The sequence below is a fragment of the Caballeronia sp. LZ062 genome (assembly GCF_031450785.1).
In the GTDB taxonomy this organism is placed as follows: Bacteria; Pseudomonadota; Gammaproteobacteria; order Burkholderiales; family Burkholderiaceae; genus Caballeronia.
This window is the reverse complement of sequence record NZ_JARTWB010000001.1, coordinates 52,023-67,886: the sequence shown is the minus strand read 5'-3', so window position 1 is coordinate 67,886 and position 15,864 is coordinate 52,023. Positions and strand designations below refer to the sequence as shown.

General features: G+C 59.7%; 20 protein-coding genes and 1 pseudogene. 6 read left to right on the top strand and 15 right to left on the bottom strand.

Going from position 1 to position 15,864, the window contains the following annotated elements; all coding sequences use genetic code 11:
* Positions 1–137: 137 nt before the first annotated feature.
* Positions 138–1,043, top strand: coding sequence for a dihydrodipicolinate synthase family protein (locus tag P9239_RS00375; RefSeq protein WP_309748540.1), 906 nt, complete (start codon positions 138–140; stop codon positions 1,041–1,043).
* A gap of 93 nt (positions 1,044–1,136) precedes the next feature.
* Here the strand turns inward: P9239_RS00375 and P9239_RS00370 are convergent.
* A pseudogene (locus P9239_RS00370) lies at positions 1,137–1,481 on the bottom strand (winged helix-turn-helix domain-containing protein); the annotation flags it as partial.
* 279 nt (positions 1,482–1,760) lie between these two features.
* Here P9239_RS00370 and P9239_RS00365 point away from each other — a divergent pair.
* The 3 genes from P9239_RS00365 (at position 1,761) to P9239_RS00355 (ending at position 5,412) form a co-directional block, all read left to right on the top strand.
* Positions 1,761–2,561 carry a toll/interleukin-1 receptor domain-containing protein gene (locus P9239_RS00365; protein WP_309748539.1) on the top strand — a complete coding sequence of 267 codons (801 nt, stop codon included), beginning with the start codon at positions 1,761–1,763 and terminating at the stop codon, positions 2,559–2,561.
* A gap of 471 nt (positions 2,562–3,032) precedes the next feature.
* The gene (locus P9239_RS00360) at positions 3,033–4,136 is read left to right on the top strand and encodes a serine protease (protein ID WP_309748538.1); all 1,104 of its coding nucleotides are present in this window, start codon (positions 3,033–3,035) and stop codon (positions 4,134–4,136) included.
* Positions 4,137–4,167: 31 nt separating this feature from the next.
* On the top strand, positions 4,168–5,412 hold the full coding sequence (locus P9239_RS00355) for a hypothetical protein (RefSeq protein WP_309748537.1): 1,245 nt from the start codon (positions 4,168–4,170) through the stop codon (positions 5,410–5,412).
* Between the two features lie 751 nt (positions 5,413–6,163).
* Here the strand turns inward: P9239_RS00355 and P9239_RS00350 are convergent.
* The 14 genes from P9239_RS00350 to P9239_RS00285 form a co-directional block, all read right to left on the bottom strand.
* A complete protein-coding gene (locus P9239_RS00350) occupies positions 6,164–6,295 on the bottom strand; it encodes a hypothetical protein (RefSeq protein ID WP_309748536.1) in 132 nt (43 codons plus the stop codon).
* A gap of 89 nt (positions 6,296–6,384) precedes the next feature.
* Positions 6,385–6,699 (bottom strand): hypothetical protein, encoded by a 315-nt coding sequence (locus P9239_RS00345; protein WP_309748535.1) that lies wholly within the window; start codon positions 6,697–6,699, stop codon positions 6,385–6,387.
* A complete protein-coding gene (locus P9239_RS00340; protein ID WP_309748534.1) occupies positions 6,696–7,184 on the bottom strand; it encodes a glycoside hydrolase family 104 protein in 489 nt (162 codons plus the stop codon). The genes P9239_RS00345 and P9239_RS00340 overlap by 4 nt, the downstream gene beginning before the upstream one ends.
* Positions 7,171–7,455, bottom strand: a complete 285-nt coding sequence (locus P9239_RS00335) for a hypothetical protein (protein WP_309748533.1) — start codon at positions 7,453–7,455, stop codon at positions 7,171–7,173. The genes P9239_RS00340 and P9239_RS00335 overlap by 14 nt, the downstream gene beginning before the upstream one ends.
* Before the next feature lie 61 nt (positions 7,456–7,516).
* Positions 7,517–8,092: a hypothetical protein gene (locus tag P9239_RS00330; protein WP_309748532.1), complete on the bottom strand. Its 576-nt coding sequence runs from the start codon at positions 8,090–8,092 to the stop codon at positions 7,517–7,519.
* Positions 8,089–8,544, bottom strand: coding sequence for a hypothetical protein (locus tag P9239_RS00325; protein ID WP_309748531.1), 456 nt, complete (start codon positions 8,542–8,544; stop codon positions 8,089–8,091). The genes P9239_RS00330 and P9239_RS00325 overlap by 4 nt, the downstream gene beginning before the upstream one ends.
* On the bottom strand, positions 8,541–8,759 hold the full coding sequence (locus tag P9239_RS00320; protein ID WP_309748530.1) for a hypothetical protein: 219 nt from the start codon (positions 8,757–8,759) through the stop codon (positions 8,541–8,543). Before P9239_RS00320 ends, P9239_RS00325 begins: the two co-directional genes overlap by 4 nt.
* A gap of 77 nt (positions 8,760–8,836) precedes the next feature.
* Positions 8,837–9,253, bottom strand: a complete 417-nt coding sequence (locus tag P9239_RS00315; RefSeq protein WP_309748529.1) for a tail fiber assembly protein — start codon at positions 9,251–9,253, stop codon at positions 8,837–8,839.
* Positions 9,253–10,200 carry a hypothetical protein gene (locus P9239_RS00310; RefSeq protein WP_309748528.1) on the bottom strand — a complete coding sequence of 316 codons (948 nt, stop codon included), beginning with the start codon at positions 10,198–10,200 and terminating at the stop codon, positions 9,253–9,255. The genes P9239_RS00315 and P9239_RS00310 overlap by 1 nt, the downstream gene beginning before the upstream one ends.
* 11 nt (positions 10,201–10,211) lie before the next feature.
* A complete protein-coding gene (locus P9239_RS00305) occupies positions 10,212–10,808 on the bottom strand; it encodes a putative phage tail protein (protein WP_309748527.1) in 597 nt (198 codons plus the stop codon).
* Positions 10,809–10,815: 7 nt separating this feature from the next.
* Positions 10,816–11,979 carry a baseplate J/gp47 family protein gene (locus P9239_RS00300; protein ID WP_309748526.1) on the bottom strand — a complete coding sequence of 388 codons (1,164 nt, stop codon included), beginning with the start codon at positions 11,977–11,979 and terminating at the stop codon, positions 10,816–10,818.
* A gap of 2 nt (positions 11,980–11,981) precedes the next feature.
* Positions 11,982–12,428, bottom strand: a complete 447-nt coding sequence (locus tag P9239_RS00295; protein ID WP_309748525.1) for a phage GP46 family protein — start codon at positions 12,426–12,428, stop codon at positions 11,982–11,984.
* A gap of 3 nt (positions 12,429–12,431) precedes the next feature.
* On the bottom strand, positions 12,432–12,995 hold the full coding sequence (locus P9239_RS00290; RefSeq protein ID WP_309748524.1) for a phage baseplate assembly protein V: 564 nt from the start codon (positions 12,993–12,995) through the stop codon (positions 12,432–12,434).
* A 7-nt stretch (positions 12,996–13,002) separates the two neighbouring features.
* Positions 13,003–13,494 carry a phage baseplate assembly protein gene (locus P9239_RS00285; protein WP_309748523.1) on the bottom strand — a complete coding sequence of 164 codons (492 nt, stop codon included), beginning with the start codon at positions 13,492–13,494 and terminating at the stop codon, positions 13,003–13,005.
* On the opposite strand from P9239_RS00285, the gene istA reads away from it, so the two are divergent.
* A complete protein-coding gene (istA, locus tag P9239_RS00280; RefSeq protein WP_309748522.1) occupies positions 13,487–15,001 on the top strand; it encodes an IS21 family transposase in 1,515 nt (504 codons plus the stop codon). The two genes, P9239_RS00285 and istA, sit on opposite strands and share 8 nt — an antisense overlap.
* Positions 14,985–15,800 carry an IS21-like element helper ATPase IstB gene (gene istB, locus P9239_RS00275; RefSeq protein ID WP_404980189.1) on the top strand — a complete coding sequence of 272 codons (816 nt, stop codon included), beginning with the start codon at positions 14,985–14,987 and terminating at the stop codon, positions 15,798–15,800. The genes istA and istB overlap by 17 nt, the downstream gene beginning before the upstream one ends.
* Positions 15,801–15,864: the final 64 nt, after the last annotated feature.

Genomic DNA, 15,864 nt, shown 5'->3' with positions numbered 1-15,864 from the left:
TTTGATGACGATATCGGCATAGCCCGAGGCGTTCGCCGCTGTGCCGAAATCGGCACGGGCGACGCGCGATTCACGCAAGACGACGCGTTTTCCGCTGCCTACACTGCTATGCGTTCAAACACTTTCGGAGAGCCGCCGTGGCGCATATCTGGGAAGGCGTGATGCCCGCCGTCACTACCAAGTTCAACGCCGATTTCAGCATAGACCGCGCGTGGACGAAGAAGAACATCGAAGCGCAGATCGATGCGGGCGTGGACGGCATCATCGTGTGCGGATCGCTCGGCGAAGCCTCGACGCTCTCGCTCGACGAAAAGCTCGATGTGCTCGACATCGCCGTGGACGCATCGCGGGGGCGCGTGCCGGTGCTGTTGACCATCGCGGAAAACAGCACGCTCGACGGCTGCCGCCAGGCCGAGCGCGCGGCCAGTCATGGCGCGGCGGGCTACATGGTGCTGCCGGGGCTGCGCTATCTGTCGGACCGGCGCGAGACGCTCAATCATTTTCGGATGGTCGCCGACGCGAGTCCGCTGCCGCTGATGGTCTATAACAACCCGCTCGCCTATGGCGTCGACGTCACGCCGAAGATGTTCGCGGAACTCGCGGAAGACACGAAGTTCGCGGCGATCAAGGAATCGAGCGGCGACGTGCGGCGCATCACCGATCTCATCAACGAAGTCGGCGAACGCTACGCGCTCTTCTGCGGCGTCGACAATCTGGCGCTGGAAGCCATGTTGATGGGCGCGCACGGCTGGGTGGCCGGGCTCGTGTGCGCGTTCCCGCGCGAGACCGTGGCCATTTACCGGCTGCTGCGCGCGGGGCGGATCGAGGAAGCGCGCGCCATTTACCGCTGGTTCGCGCCGATGCTCGCGCTCGACGTGTCACACAAGCTCGTGCAGAACATCAAGCTGGCCGAAGCGATCGTCGGATTGGGCACGGAGCCGGTGCGTCCGCCTCGGCTGCCGCTCGCGGGCGACGAGCGCCGGGACGTGGAAACGTTGATCCGGCGCAGCATCGAAACACGGCCCGCGCTGCCGGAACTCTGACAAACGAAAATGCCGTCTCGCGACGGCATTTCTCATTCAGTTTCTTTCAGCGACGACTTAAGCGACGACTTAACCGACGACTTAAGCGACGACTCAGGCGGCGATGCGCGCGTGCTCGGCTTCGACGCGATCGTCGCCGGCGTCCTCGCCGTCGTCGTAAAGATGCAGCAGGCGATAGCCGCTTTTGTACACCGGCTGCAGGCGGAAGTGATTGACCGGCTCGATTTCGAGCGCGAGACGCAGGCGCGACACGTGGCTGTCGATGGTGCGCGTGGTTTCGCGGAACTCGCGGCCCCAGACCATCGCGAAAATGTGATCGCGCGACAGCACGCGGCCGATATTCGAGAAGAAAAGCTGCGCGAGCCGGAACTGCGTGCCGCTCAATTGCACCGGACGGCCGCGCACGGTGACGGTCTGCTGACGCGAATCGAAGCGGTACGCGGCTGGCTTACGGCACAAAGCTAGTGCTGGCAAGGCTTTGCGGCCAATCCAGGTGCCACAAAATAGGTGCAAAAACGGCCACACGCGTCCTAATTGAATCAGTCACTTGCGGATGGTTTTCAAACAGGCGATCCGTACGCCACGCGGCAAACGAAAGTGAAGAGTTGAGTCTTCATAACTCCACTCACCCAACCTTGCGGCCGGCGGCGCAGATGATGGAACTCTTCGGAGATCAATTAGACTAGTGACCTTGAAACGACACAGGCGGGAGTCGGGATGAAAGTTTTCTTGAGTTGGTCCGGTCAGCGCAGCCGCGAAGTTGCCGAACTGCTTAATGACTGGATTTCGTGCGTCTTACAGGCCGCGCGGCCATGGATCTCTACGCACGACATAGCGAGCGGCACGATCTGGTTCAGCGAGATCCAGGCGCAGCTAGCTGAAACGTCTGTCGGCATCGTGTGCCTAACGCAAGAAAACAAGACAAAACCATGGATCTTGTTCGAGGCCGGGGCCTTGGCTAAAGGGATCTCCGCCTCACGCGTCTGTACGTTCCTGGTAGATTTGAAACATGCGGACGTCGAAAACCCTCTTGCGCAATTCAACCACACCCTGCCGGATCAGCAAGGCCTTCGACACTTGGCTCGAACCCTCAACGCGGCAATGCCGGTCGAGCACCGACTTCGAGACGACGTCCTTGACCGGGTCTTCGTCACATACTGGCCACAGTTCGAGCAGTCGTTCGCCAGCGTTCTCCGCGACGTGCCTGCAGCCGCAGCGGATGCTCCGCCCCGATCGGACAACAGCATGCTGGCCGAGATCCTCGAGCACACGCGCAGTTTGTCCGGTCGAGTGGCTCAACTCGAGCGAGGCCTGTCGATCTCCGGTATCGCCCCGGAGTCGTTCAGCGATCTCATTACGTCGCTCGACCGTACTTCAGACACACGTACGCGCCCCGTTGACGAGGTGTTTCATGACAAAGTGAATAAAAACTATCAGATACGGCGCAAACGCTACCTTAGCGCGGACGTCGACAAGGTTTTCAAGGATGCAAATCTCTCAGACGGACCCAAAGAGTAGAGCGCGGCATAACTACAAGATCGATGTCTTCGCGACCGGAAGATCTTGGGCGATGACTTAATGCTTCGCTCGTCGGCCAATGCGTTGCTGCCGCGAGCGGCTTCGTCCAGTCGCACGCCGCTCCTCTCGCCCGCCAGAGCACGAGAAGTGAAACGCTGCGGTTCAGGAACAACTCGATGCGTGCCGTGTCAGGTCTTAGCCTCGAGATGATTGGTTCAGTCCGGTCGCTCTCTCTGTGCCGCCCGCCCGAGCGTCGGGGCTTTTTCTTTCCAGCAGCACTGCGTGGAGCCTCTTCTGGCGGAGTCTGGGCGGGGTGCTTGCACGGCGCTTGAGCGCCGGTATTAGCTTACATTGTTCGCAGGCGCACAAACCGACTGCATCCCCTCGCGCACCGCAGTCGTCCTGACATATCCTGAGTTAAGCCAGCCTCGGGCACGGGTGGCATCAAGTCCTTTAATGTGGGGACGAATCATGCCGTCGCTCTTAAGAAAGCTAGCGCTTCTTAGCCTCGTGACCGTGGCGGTGATCGATCCGTTTTCTTCGCAACACGTCGCACGCGCCGAGATTGCGATGCCGCCCGCCGCAAGCGCATCGGTGGCTGATGCGAATGTCCCGCGCGACAAAAACGACGCAACAATTTCCAAGTTCAGCGAACAAAATCAGGTGCTGAGAGATTTTAGTGAGAGAATTTCTCAGATTACGGATTCGAACTTGGAAGCTAATAAAAAATCGGAGCTTTTATCCAATGCGATACTGCAACAGGTTCACCTACTCGAGGAATCACAGATTATTCAGATCCGGGTAGTAAAACCTAAACGAGCAGTCGATCCTTCTAGTTACCCCTGGATGGTTTCTCTGCAGGTAACGGGAGACCCCAAATCTAGTTCATGGTCGCACTTCTGTGGTGGAACTTTGATTGCAAAGCGGGTTGTCTTGACGGCAGCGCATTGCACCAAAATCATCCCAAGTGGGATCCCGAGCACGTACCTTCGTGCCGTTATCGGCGCGTCTGTTTCAGCCCCGCCGGTAGCTGCAACTCGGGGAATACTTGGTATTGAAAAGTCGCCTAACTATCATGAGTCCACTTTCCATTTGGCAAATGGTTCAGTCTTGAAAGGCTCGCCTGTCGACGACTTTGCAGTGTTCTTATTAGATAGTGACGTGGCGTCGCAACGCGTTTCCCTGTTTTCCGATCCGAACAAAGCACATGCCATTGCGATGGCAAGTGCGACGGTCATGGGATGGGGCGTAACGGAGGAAGGAGCTGCGAAATCAGCACCGTTGCTCTATGAAGCCTCATTACCACTTGTCGCAGAGAGTCTCTGCGGAGAAGCATACGCGCCAATTGAAGCGGCCATGCTCTGCGCCGGGAGCAAAGATGGGGGGGCTGCCGCTTGCGAGGGTGACAGCGGAGGGCCTCTGTTAGTCAAATCAACGAATGGTGCATTTCAGCAAATCGGCGTCGACAGTTTTGCGGACGGATGCGGAAAGCGGAATGAATATGGCGTTTACGGGTGGATCGGATCCGCGTCACCATGGATTCAGCGGTTTCTCGATCCACCCGTGGCACATTAGGCACACCACTAACGCTTTGAGGAGAGATGCCATGAACAACAAGTTGCGAATTTCTCTGTCCCTCTTTGTGTTACATATGAGTCTGGGCGTCTGCGCAGCGGCCAGCGGTGGGAGCGCATCGTCGGCAAGTACAGATCCGGCGATACAGGCACAAATGGATGCGCAAAACTTGCAGCTGCTTCAAGCCCAGGTCAAAGCAGCGCAATATGCAAATGACAATGCGGAATTAACGAAAGAGAAAGCCGCGCAAACGTTTCCAAGTGGCACGGTCGGCACTGTTACGACGAACAGTGGAAGCCTGGATCATTTCGCGAACTTCGCAATAGCGAAGGCATTGCGGGCGCGCGGACATACCTTGGCAGACCAGTTGAGCGGAAACGACAAATTCAAAGCAGCTCTAGGAGATGCTACGCCCAACGCGCCCTTAGCATTGATTCTTACCAACGACCAGAACATTGCGAGCCTTCTGTATTCTGGACAGGGGACAGTCGCCGGACTCAATCAATTAAAAAATGTTCTCTCGATCGAAAGCAATAACTTGGATCTTGCGGTACAAGGCGCTCAAAGCGGCCAACAACTACTACCAGCTATCGCTGCAGTCGGCCTAGTCGTGAGCGCGATCGAGGGTGTCGCGGCGACTTTCCGATCGAACTACACATTATCGTCCGTGGCTGTTAATCAGGACTTTCTGCAAGTCGAGATTGGCTTACTCGACAAGTTTGGAACCGATCCACAAGTGAACGTAATAATCCCTGGATTCGGATCCCCTGCGGCCGCGTCGTTTCTTAAGAATTATATTTCTGAATTACAGAAAGCGAGAGCTTCCCTCGCGAGCAAGGCCGCCGCTGCACAAAAGGTAGCGGCGCAATTTCCAAAAAATAAAGCTCTCCCTGCCGAAATAACAAATGCAAACACGGTCGGTACATTAGTCGATCAGTTTTTAAACAACCTAACAGGCGTGGCTAATGGAAGCTCAACGTCGGCGTTCGGACAAATTTCGCTGGCTCTGTATATCGCCGATGCAATGGCTAACGGTGGCTTTACTTTAGTATTGCATTTTGCGGCATTAGGAGGTTCTTCTGTGACAGAGGGAGAAACGTTCTGGCATAATCCGCGCGTAACGTACCAGTACTCCCAACTAGTCTCCGGCGTTCTGATTGACAAAGCTGGCCGACTGATCGCGCTGCCTGACACGTGCACGTCACAGGAGCCAGCGGGCCCCGCAGCAGACTGTGGGCTTCAAGGCGGAGGGCTCGTACCTATCGATTGGCATTAGTTTTCGCCCTCCCGTCGGCGTGAATGACGGTGCAACGTTCGGGCGAATTCACTCCCCCGCGAAAGGCCACCTCCGGGTCGACTCTTCGGGAGGCGGTCGATTAACACGGCGGGTCAAGGTCGCGATCGCCCCGATTGGCGCGGTGCCACTGACCATTTTGAGATCAGCATCGTTTCGACGACCGTGACGGGTCTCCTATCTCCGTCAGCCGCATAGACATGCCGCAGGCAATCTGCGCCGAACTGCGAAACGGCTATCCATCGAGCCAGCAGTGGCTCAACTTTCTGCTCGACGAATCGAGCGGCGTGTACGCACCGTCACAACGGCGAGGGAATTTGGTTCAAGGCAACGACTAGCGAATAGTGCGCGGAGTGACGCACGACCTTTCTTAAGTGAGTTGGCCGGCTTCCGATAAAACAATGGGAGTGGATTTCCCAAGACGAGCGATCGGATGCGTGCTCATGAGAACGCTAGTTCCGCGCTCGCAGAGGTCGCTTTATTGCCGAGCGGTCGCCAGCATGTTGTGCTCCACATAGCGTCGGGAGATAGGGTTACAGCATTAGACGCTGGCCCTGATCAGCTTTTTACCCGTCGCACGTGTCTCTTCTACTTTCTACTGTGCCGCCCGGGAGAAGGGAGACCCTCCCATTCAGAAAACGACTTAGTGCGTCCCTGTCATGTCCTAAACTTTGGATGACTGGTATCGTCCGGTCAATCTCTCTGTTGAGCCCGGCGCCATGCCGGGCTTCTTTTATCTTGCTGGACAGTTCTTCGCGACCGCGAGATCGTGCGCGAGAATCTGCCGCTTCGTCTCGTCGGTGTCTGCCTTGCTGGCCGTGATTGGCCTGACCCAGTCGCACGCCGTGTCAACGACCTTCGTCACGGTCACCGTCTGAGGCGGCTGAGGCGCCGGCGCAGTCGTCGCACAACCAGTGATTGCCAGTGCGCAACAAATAATCATGGCCCGCATGTTCACGACTCCTGTCGCAATGCGCCGATCTGGTCGAGCTCGGCATCGAGGTCTTCTCGCGCTGTAGACGCAGCCGCCTGATCAGCCGCCGCGCGATTGACGACGGCCTGTTCGCCGGCAGCGGATGCCGCAGCGTTCGACTGGTCCACTTCGCTCTCTTTTTGAGCAACGGCGCGCGCCGCGTCTGCTTTTGCCGCGGCGGCCTCGGCGGTCGCCGCCTGCGCTGACTTGTGACGAAAAAGCCCGAAGATCAAGCCGCCGAGGCCGAGCACCGCTCCGCCGATCAGCGGCCACAGGGATGTGATGAGTGCGGTCATGCTGAGATTCCTCCACCCGCGGCCTGGTATGCCGCCAGCAAGTAAGACATTGCGTTTTCGTTCTGCCCGTATCCGGCGCCGGGCAGGCTTGCCCACACGTTCGCCACCTTCGCGACCGCATCCTTGAACCGGCCCGCATCGATCAGCGGCAGTGCGCCATGCTCGCGCAGCTGCTGCAGCGCATACTTGTCCTGGGAGATCGGGGAAAAGTCCGGCAGGTTCATCTGCTGTTTGTAGATGCGCCACCAGCGGTAGAGGATCTGGTAGCGGCCGGCGGCCGTCGACTTCAGCGACGTGTTCAGGATGTTCGGATGGTCGGCGTAGCTGTTGAAAAGCATCAGCCGCGCGGGCGTCGATCCGACCAGCACGTTGTATCCGTCGTCCGTCTTGGCCAGTTGCACGGTACCGATCTCGCTGACGGCGATCATGTCGAGGAAGGCAACTCGGTTTTTACCGCCGGCTGCGACTGCGTCAATTCGTGCCATCGCCGCCCTCCTTCACAACGCGGCGCAACGACGTGTAGCGGATCGCGATGAAACTCAGGCCGAAGAGCGTGTACGCGATCCACTGCTGCACGTTCTGGGGGATGACGTCGCGTACCTCTCGCGGCATTCCTTCCCATGCTTGGGCGATGAGCGGGCCAGCGCCGGCGAGCGCGGTGAAGATGGCACCGGCGATAACGGTGCCGCGCTTGTGCAGCTTCTGCCACCCGTCGGCGAGTGTCAGCCGCAGTCGAGTGAACGGGATGAGAGGCATATGCCCTCCAGAAATGAAAAACCCGGCACGCGGCCGGGTTAGGATGAAAAGCGGTTTCGGTTTAGCGGCGATTGCCCGCCCAGGGTGTCGGCGGCACGGCCGCAGTGCCGCGAGTAGCGGTGTCGAGCTTCTTCTCCGTTGCCTTAACCGCAGAGGCTGCCTCGACGACTTGCTGCTGCACGGCGTCTTGCTTCACGAGAATCTGATCCGTCTTCTGCGCCGTCGCCGCGGCAGCAGCTGCCGCCTTTTGAGCAGCGATGATGGCGGCGGCCTGCGCGCGCTCTCGCTCTGCTGCGCGGAGATCGTTCTTCGCGTCCATCTTGTCGAGCGCCTGCCCGAACTTCGAGATGGCGTCAGCAAAGTTATTGACGTCGATCGCGTATTGCGCCGACTGCTTGCCGAGTCGCTGCTCATACTCGAGCTTCTGCTGAGCGAGCCGCTCCTTTAGCTCGATGACGTCCTGCTCGTTCTTGCTCGCTTGCATGGTGCTGCCCGCATAGATGCCAGCGACGCCAGTGCATAGCGCACCGAAGAGCAGAATCCCGCAGACCCACGGAAGGTGCTTCGCGCGTAGGAAATATGCTTGCTCGATGTGCACGCCGTCGCGCGCCCTCACCGGCTCAGTCAGATCGGTCATTCGGTCACCGTGATTCGTATAGGCGGATAGACGTTGCTCTCGTCGCGGCCGACCAGGTTGTTTTGGAACCGCGACACGTTGCGGTATTCGTAGTCGCCTGGCGGAAGGGTCGGCGGTACCTCAAATGCCGAACTGCGGATCGCGCATCCAGCCTTCGCAAGCGTCGCGGCGCCGCGCAGTGCGATGTATGCGTGGCGGTCCACGTCGTACAGCGATGGTGACTGCTCCGCGTAGATGTCTCGATCGAGACAAACGTTACGGCGCACGTACATCCAGTCACCACGATGGAATGTTGTCCGGCGCGCGCCGTCCTTATCGAACGCGGCCGCCGGCCCGGCGTGATATGGATTGCCACCAACGAGCGCTATATACATCAGTGCGGCGGCGCTTGCGATAAGCGTTACGGCGTACATACCTCCAATGGCTATCTGCTTCCGATCTTCGGGCTTCATTTCACGATCACCTTTGCCAGCAGCGCGGCGAGAACAGAGGTCAAGGTCGTGCCCGCAAGCGAATAGACGAGGATCTTCACGACGGTAAACTCCGTCTTCGTGACGAACGTATCAATCCGAATCGAGACACCCGTTTTCCACTCGCGCAGAGCAGCAAGTTCCTCGCCGTGCTCAGCTACTTTGTCCCGCAAGCCCGAATAGTCTTCAGCAGGCATTAACCACCCCTCGTTTGCCGGTCATCCGGGCATAAAAAGAAAGCCGCCTCTGGGGGCGGCTGTTCCGACTTGCCTGTTCAGGCGGAAGGCGCGGCCGGCCAGACCGGGCTTGCTTGCGTCAAATCGACTCGATTCACCGCGACGCGATATTGCTTCCATTTATTCAGCAGCGCGATTTCTGCGTCGGTTGCTTCGTCCAGGTCGACGGCATCTTGCAGCGGAGCAATCGCCGCGGTTGCTTGGGCAAGCATCGTGTCGCGAGCAGCGGTGTTATCCGCGAGAATCTGCGCCGCCGACTTAGGCGGCGGAACGTACTCCGAGAACGTCGTCCCGTCGTACACCAATCCTTCCTTCACGCTATCGTCGCAAGGAACCAGCGATTGACGAAACTCTTCGGTGAAGCGCGCTTCGATGGGAATCTCGTTCCCGCTGTCATCCAGCATCGGGGCGATGACTTCCATCACCCGGCCCTCTTGCACATAGGCATAGTTCATCACGCGTACTCCTGGATGATGATGATTCCGCCAGCGCCATAACCGCCTGTCGAAGCCGCCGATGACGGTCCAATCGCGGCACCTCCGCCTCCGGCACCCAGCGCCCCGGCAGGTTGACCGGTCCCGTTTCCGGAAACAAATTTGCCGCCGCCCGAGCCGCCGAATATCGGTGAGCCACCGCCCGCGCCGCTGACAAAAAGCGATCCGGTGATACTCCCTGTGACACCCTGCATTCCATAGGTGGAAACGATATTGCCGCCGGTCGCTGCGGCCCCGGGCTGCGCGCCGTATTGGAGAGAAGATGTCGACGAGGTAGCCAACCCCACAGGTCCGCCGTTTCCACCGGGCGCACTAATCAGTGAGCCAAACGATGACGATCCACCAGTACCGCCATTGCCATTAGCACCGCCGAATGCACCAGCGGTCCCGACGGTGATAGCTTGGCTTGCACCGATCTGCGCGGCTGTGAGATAGGAAGAACCGTAGCTTCCCGATGCCCCGCCGCTTCCGATCGCGTATTGGCCGGTAGATGTGGCAGCAGTCCCGCCACCGCCGCCGCCTGCTCCTTGAACTTGGACGTATGCGGACCCCAAGCCGGCGCTAGGCGTGTATACGGTCGCACCTGTCGTCGTAGCGGCGCCACCGTTGACAGATAGGTACTGCGTGCCACCACTATTGAAGTAGACCAGCGTCCGGAGCAATCGACCCGGACCGACATATGCCTTGATGGCATCCCTGATTTGCGTGTACGTCGTTTTGCTTGGCGTTATCCCGCCGGCTGCGAGGATCGACATCATTTCCTCTTGCAGCATATTCAGCCACGACGCACGCACGTTGGTTGCGGGTGTGCCTGCAGCGGCGTTACCTTCGGTGAAATAGCCCGGAGTTCCCACTGCTTCGGGGGATGGCAGCGAGGGCGCTGCCGTTGCATCATCGACTCGAAACATACTCTTGCCTCTTAGGCGTAAGCGAAAATCGGAATGGTGTGCGCCGGCATCACTGCGCGGATTTCGCACTCGAGAACCTTGTTGCCCCACGACGCGAGCGGATCGCCTGCCGCCATGCCGCCGGCGACGGCGCGGACGATCGTGTTCAACGGCGCCGTAATCTTCCAGGCGAAGTTCCAGTCGTAGCCGTTGACTGGCTGCCCGGCCTTGAGCATTCCCGCGCGCGCCTGCGTGTACTGCGTGATCGTCACGGTGTAACCGAGCGATGCCGCGAATGCAGTCAACTGCGGAATCGACGCGCCGCCTAGCGCCGTCAGCCGCGCGATCACCTGCGCACGCCGAGCCGGGATCGTCGGCGCAGTTCCCGCGCATGGATCGGGAAGGCCAAGCGTTGCCTCCCACTCGGGCAGCAACTCGTACGTCGTTGGCGGAAAGGCATCGACGAGCAGATAGTTCGCGCGCGCCGTCTGGCGCTCGTAGCTCGGTGCGAGGCCCGAAAGGACCTTCGCCTGCACAGTGTCAGGATCGCGAGGCCACACGCGGCCGCGCGGCAGCAATGCCTGCATCGCGGACAGGAAGTCGGCCGCCTTGAAGTTGGGTGCGAGCATCGAGGCCTCAGACGTAGTTCACGCCCGCGAGCACCGGCAACTGCCCTGTGCCGCTCGTGATGTTGCCCGGATAGGTCGTCGTGGTGCCGCTCACCACGCCCTGCACGAGCGTGATGACAAAACCACTCGTTCCAGAAACCGACGCGATAGCCGACTCGATGTCGGAGCGGTTGACGGTGCCCGCGCGCGGATCACCGTTGCGGAACAGGACGTCGGAGATTGCAGCCGCGATCGCCGCGCGCGTCGCGGTCGTCGTTCCGCTCAAACCGGAAAGCGTGAAGGTGAGACTGTTCGGGACCGGCGCGCATGAATACACGAGAGCAGTCACCGGCTGCTCATTGATGAGCGAGTCGGCGACAACAAGCTGATCACCTGTCGCGGCAGTCCCGCGAGGGATTCCGCCCGGTCCTTGGTCGTACTGCGAGACGCCGTTCGTCCCCTGCGGGAAGCCGTTGTGCGACGCTTCCGCGATGTCCCACATGGTGTAGACGACGACTGTTCCCGCACCGAATCCGTTCGGCGCAACCCACGCGCGCGTGACGCCCGGAACGGCGAGCGCCCAGCCGGCGTAGTCGTTCGCATCACCGCCTTGCGGCGTGTTCTGATAGGCCGCCAGCATGCGAGTGCGCAGCGCGTCGTCTTGCTCGACGTCGGCACCCGATTGGACTGTGCCCGTCACCGAGCCGGTGGACTGGATGCCCGCGACAGCGGTGCCGAGCGAGAGCGACGTGCCCGCATCGGCGTTACCCGCTGATCCCGCAGCAGTCGCGACGATCGTAACCGAGAGGGTTCCGGTACCGTCCACTGTCGCTGTCGATACCGTCGTGTACGTGACACCGTCAGACCGGACGACCGACGTGCCAGCGCTAAGCGGCGTGCCCGCAACGCCAGCAAATTTCGCCGAAAGCTGTGCAGCAGATGCCGCCTTGCGATACACCTTCTTAAGGCCCGCCCAGCCTTCGAGATATTCGGCTTCAGCTGTGAACGGGACGGACTGCTTTGCGATCCAGTCCAAATAGCCCATGTGCAGATTGGACAACCCCGCCTGCACCTTGCCGATCACCTTCAGCACCGTAAAGCGAAGCGTCGCGTCTGCGCCCTGCAAGGCCGAATTGATGTCGGCCGCCACCTCGTTGATCAAGGTGGATAGCGTCTTCCGTTGGAATGGCATCGTCAGGTCATCTGTTGCCACGCCCATGCGAACGTCAGTGTGACGCCGGGGCCGGCCGGTTGATAAAGCGTGATCTGCGCGCCGAGAAACGTCGCGCGGGTCCATTCCGTTTGCACGTCAATCCCGGCGACGACGCCGTCATCGACGAGCCACTGCAGCGCCTCGATGATGTAATCGCGCGCGTTGTTGAGGACTTCCTGCGTCTGCTTCGATCTGTCGAGCAACCACAGCCGCGAGCCGATCGGCTTGTCCTCGCCCAAGTCGCCCCACCAGCCGCGCGGATCTCCGCTGCCGTCAGGTATGACGTCGTCGTAGTTCGCCGCGCGGTCGGTAAAAAGGCTCAGCAAGACGGCGGTTTGAAGATCATTCCCGGTGAGCAGGTCGGGGCCGAGCTGCTGCCAATCTCCTCGGCTGTTCGCGGCATCCCAGGCGATGCTGATGTCAGGCATCTATTACTCCGGCTGTGTCGGCGGCTGCGTATTGATCGTGCTGCTGCCCGTCTGCACGTTCGTGATCGGATGCGTGTGCACGTTGGCTACAGCGCGCATGCCGGCCACGGTGCGCGTGTTGGTCTCGTAGTTGTCGATGATGTCGCCCTTGCACTTCAGCAATGGCGTGTCGGCATCGATCTCCGGCGTGTTCGTGATGGTCACCGGCTTTCCGCCACCGTCGAGCACCATGCCCGACTGCGACAGGTAGACCTTCTGCCCGGTGTTGTCGTGCACAACAACCTCGCCGCTCGCCAACGCGGTGACGCGGTATTTGGCGTTGGAAGTGGCGATGACGATGCCGTTCGTGCGCTCGCCATTTCCAAATACGATCAGCGCCTCGGAGCCGAGCGGCGGGTTCGATGACAGCCCGTACTCAACGTAGCGGGGAATGTCGCCGACCGTCTCAAGCGCATTGATCTTTGCCTGCAGGTACTGGACCGTTCGCGTGTCATCGACGAACGAAATCACCGCCCGACTCACGAACAGACGAATTCTCCGCGAGAGAGCGTTCAGTGCGTCGAACATTAGATCCTCAGGCCGGCGCGATGTCCGGATCAATGCGTTGTAAAACGAGCGGCTCAGGCAGATACGCCTGACGCGGCGCGAGCAGGAGCTCGGTATGCGTTCCGCTTTCGTCTAGGATGAAACTGATCTGGGTGACGAGCAGGAGCGTCTTCTCCGGAATTTTGAGCAGCGGCATGGTGACCGGCACTTGATAGTTCAAGTACCACGGCGAGCCGCTCGGATCGGTCCAACTATCCACCAGCACACGCACCTGGCGCGACATGCCATAGGCGCGCGCGATCTGCCAATCGACGCGCCGTTCGAGATACGTCCGATCCGACGAAGGCTGCTCGGACACGATGAACTTCGGGCGGTACCGCTTCACGCCAGGGTCGGCCGCCTGTTGATAGGCGCGCAAAACTGACCCACTTCCGCTAGAAATTTGCATCGAAAGTTGACCCACATGTTCAACTTCCCGCTTGGACGCCAAGCGGGAGAACGGAGTGATAACCGTGAGCATGTTGGCCAAGATTCGGCGGATGCATTTCCGCGACGGCGTCCCGCTGCGGGACATTGCGAGACAGACGGGGCTCTCAAGAAACACCATTCGACGCTGGCTGCGCGAGCCGTCGACCGGTGAGCCGAAGTATCCGAAACGCGTCAATAACAGCGTTGTCGACCCTTGGTCCGAGCAACTGCGGTTGTGGCTGCTCGCCGACACCAAACGTCCAAGACGAGAGAGACGTTCGGCGACTCAGATGTATGAGGATTTGCGCGCCTCCGGCTACGACGGCAGTTACGACCGCGTATCAGCGTTCGTTCGCAACTGGAAGAAGGAACGCGATGCCGGAGCGCAGCGTGGCGCCTTCGTGCCGCTCGCGTTCGAATACGGCGAAGCGTTCCAGTTCGACTGGAGCTGCGAGTACGTCTTCATCGGTGGCCTCAGGCGACGAGTGGAGGTCGCGCATCTGAAGCTCGCCGCGAGTCGCGCCTTCTGGCTCGTTGCCTACCCGACCCAAAGTCACGAGATGTTGTTCGACGCCCATGCACGAGCGTTTGTTGCTCTCGGTGGCGTCCCTCGTCGCGGCATATACGACAACATGAAGACTGCTGTCGACAAGGTCGGACCTGGCAAGGAGCGCGCTATCAATGCGCGGTTTCACGCGATGTGCGGTCATTACCTGTTTGAGCCGGAATTCTGCAACCGAGCCGCCGGCTGGGAGAAAGGCATCGTCGAGAAGAACGTTCAAGACCGGCGCCGACAGATTTGGCACGATGCAATCGCGATTCGGTGGGAGTCGCTTGAAGTTCTGAACATATGGTTGGCCGAGCGATGCCGACAGGCGTGGAAGGAATTAAAACATCCACAGTGGCCTGAACTAAGCGTCGAAGAGGCTTTGGCAGACGAACGTCCACGGCTGATGCAAATGCCGAAGCCGTTCGATGGCTACATCGAGAAGCCGGTGCGCGTGTCGCCCACAAGTTTGGTACACCTCGACCGAAACCGTTACAGCGTGCCGACCGAGTACGCACATCAAATCGTCAGCCTGCGCTGCTATCCGACTTATATCAGCCTGGTCGCCGACGGCATCGAGATTGCCCGCCATCCGCGCAGCTTCGACCGCTATCAAACCTTCTACGACTGGCGCCACTACATCGCGTTGGTGGAGCGCAAGCCCGGCTCGTTGAGAAACGGTGCGCCGTTCTTGACGATGCCCGAACCGATGCTTCGACTGCAGAGACACCTGTTGAAGCAGACCGGCGGCGACCGCGTGATGGTGCAGGTCCTCGCGGCGACTCCCATCCATGGGCTGGAGGCTGTGTTAGTGGCGGTTGAGCTAGCGCTCGAATCTGGGCGTCCGAGCGGTGACCATGTCCTCAACATCCTTGCGCGGCTAAAAAGCCCGTCGGCTCGACCAGGCGATGTGGTGAGAACGGCAATCACGCTCAAGGTCGAACCGGTTGCGGATGTTCACCGATACGAGCGGCTTCGCGTTCGCAACGAGGAGGATGGTCATGTCGAATGAAACCGCCGCATTACTGAAGTCGTTGAAGCTCCACGGTATGGCGCAAGCGTGGCCCGAACTGCTCGCGCAGGCGCGTCACAACGAGTTCGAGCCGGAGAAGTTCATGCAGATGTTGCTGAAGGCAGAAACAGCCGAGCGCCAGGTGCGGTCAATCAACTATCAGATGGCCGCTGCGCGTTTCCCTGCTCACCGCGACCTCGCGGGCTTCGACTTCGAGCAAGCGAGCGTCGATGAGAGCCTCGTTCGCGAACTCCACACCGTACGATTCTGCGAATCGGCGCAAAACATCGTGTTCATCGGCGGACCCGGCACGGGGAAGACGCACCTTGCGACGTCAATCGGAATCGAAGCGATACAGCACCACGGCAAGCGGGTTCGATTCTTTACCACCGTCGAACTCGTGAACCAACTTGAAGCTGAGAAGGCCGCAGGCAAACCGGGACAACTCGCGAATCGGCTGATGTATGTCGACGCAATTGTGCTGGACGAACTCGGCTATCTGCCATTCACGCAAACCGGGGGCGCACTGCTGTTTCATCTGTTCTCGAAGCTCTACGAGCGCACGAGCATCCTAGTTACGACTAACCTAAGCTTCTCCGAATGGTCGAACGTATTCGGCGACGCGAAGATGACGACTGCGCTGCTCGACCGCCTCACACACCACTGCCACATAGTCGAAACAGGCAACGACTCCTGGCGCTTCAAAAACAGCACGGCGGGGCAGCCCGCATCGCGGGCTGCAACCCGAAAAAGCTCACCCAAACGACAAAAAGAGGAGGAAATCGACGCACCGAAATGACGTTTCTGCACATCAGGGGTGGGTCAGTTTTAGATGCAAAAAGTGGGTCAGTTTCCGGCGCAAA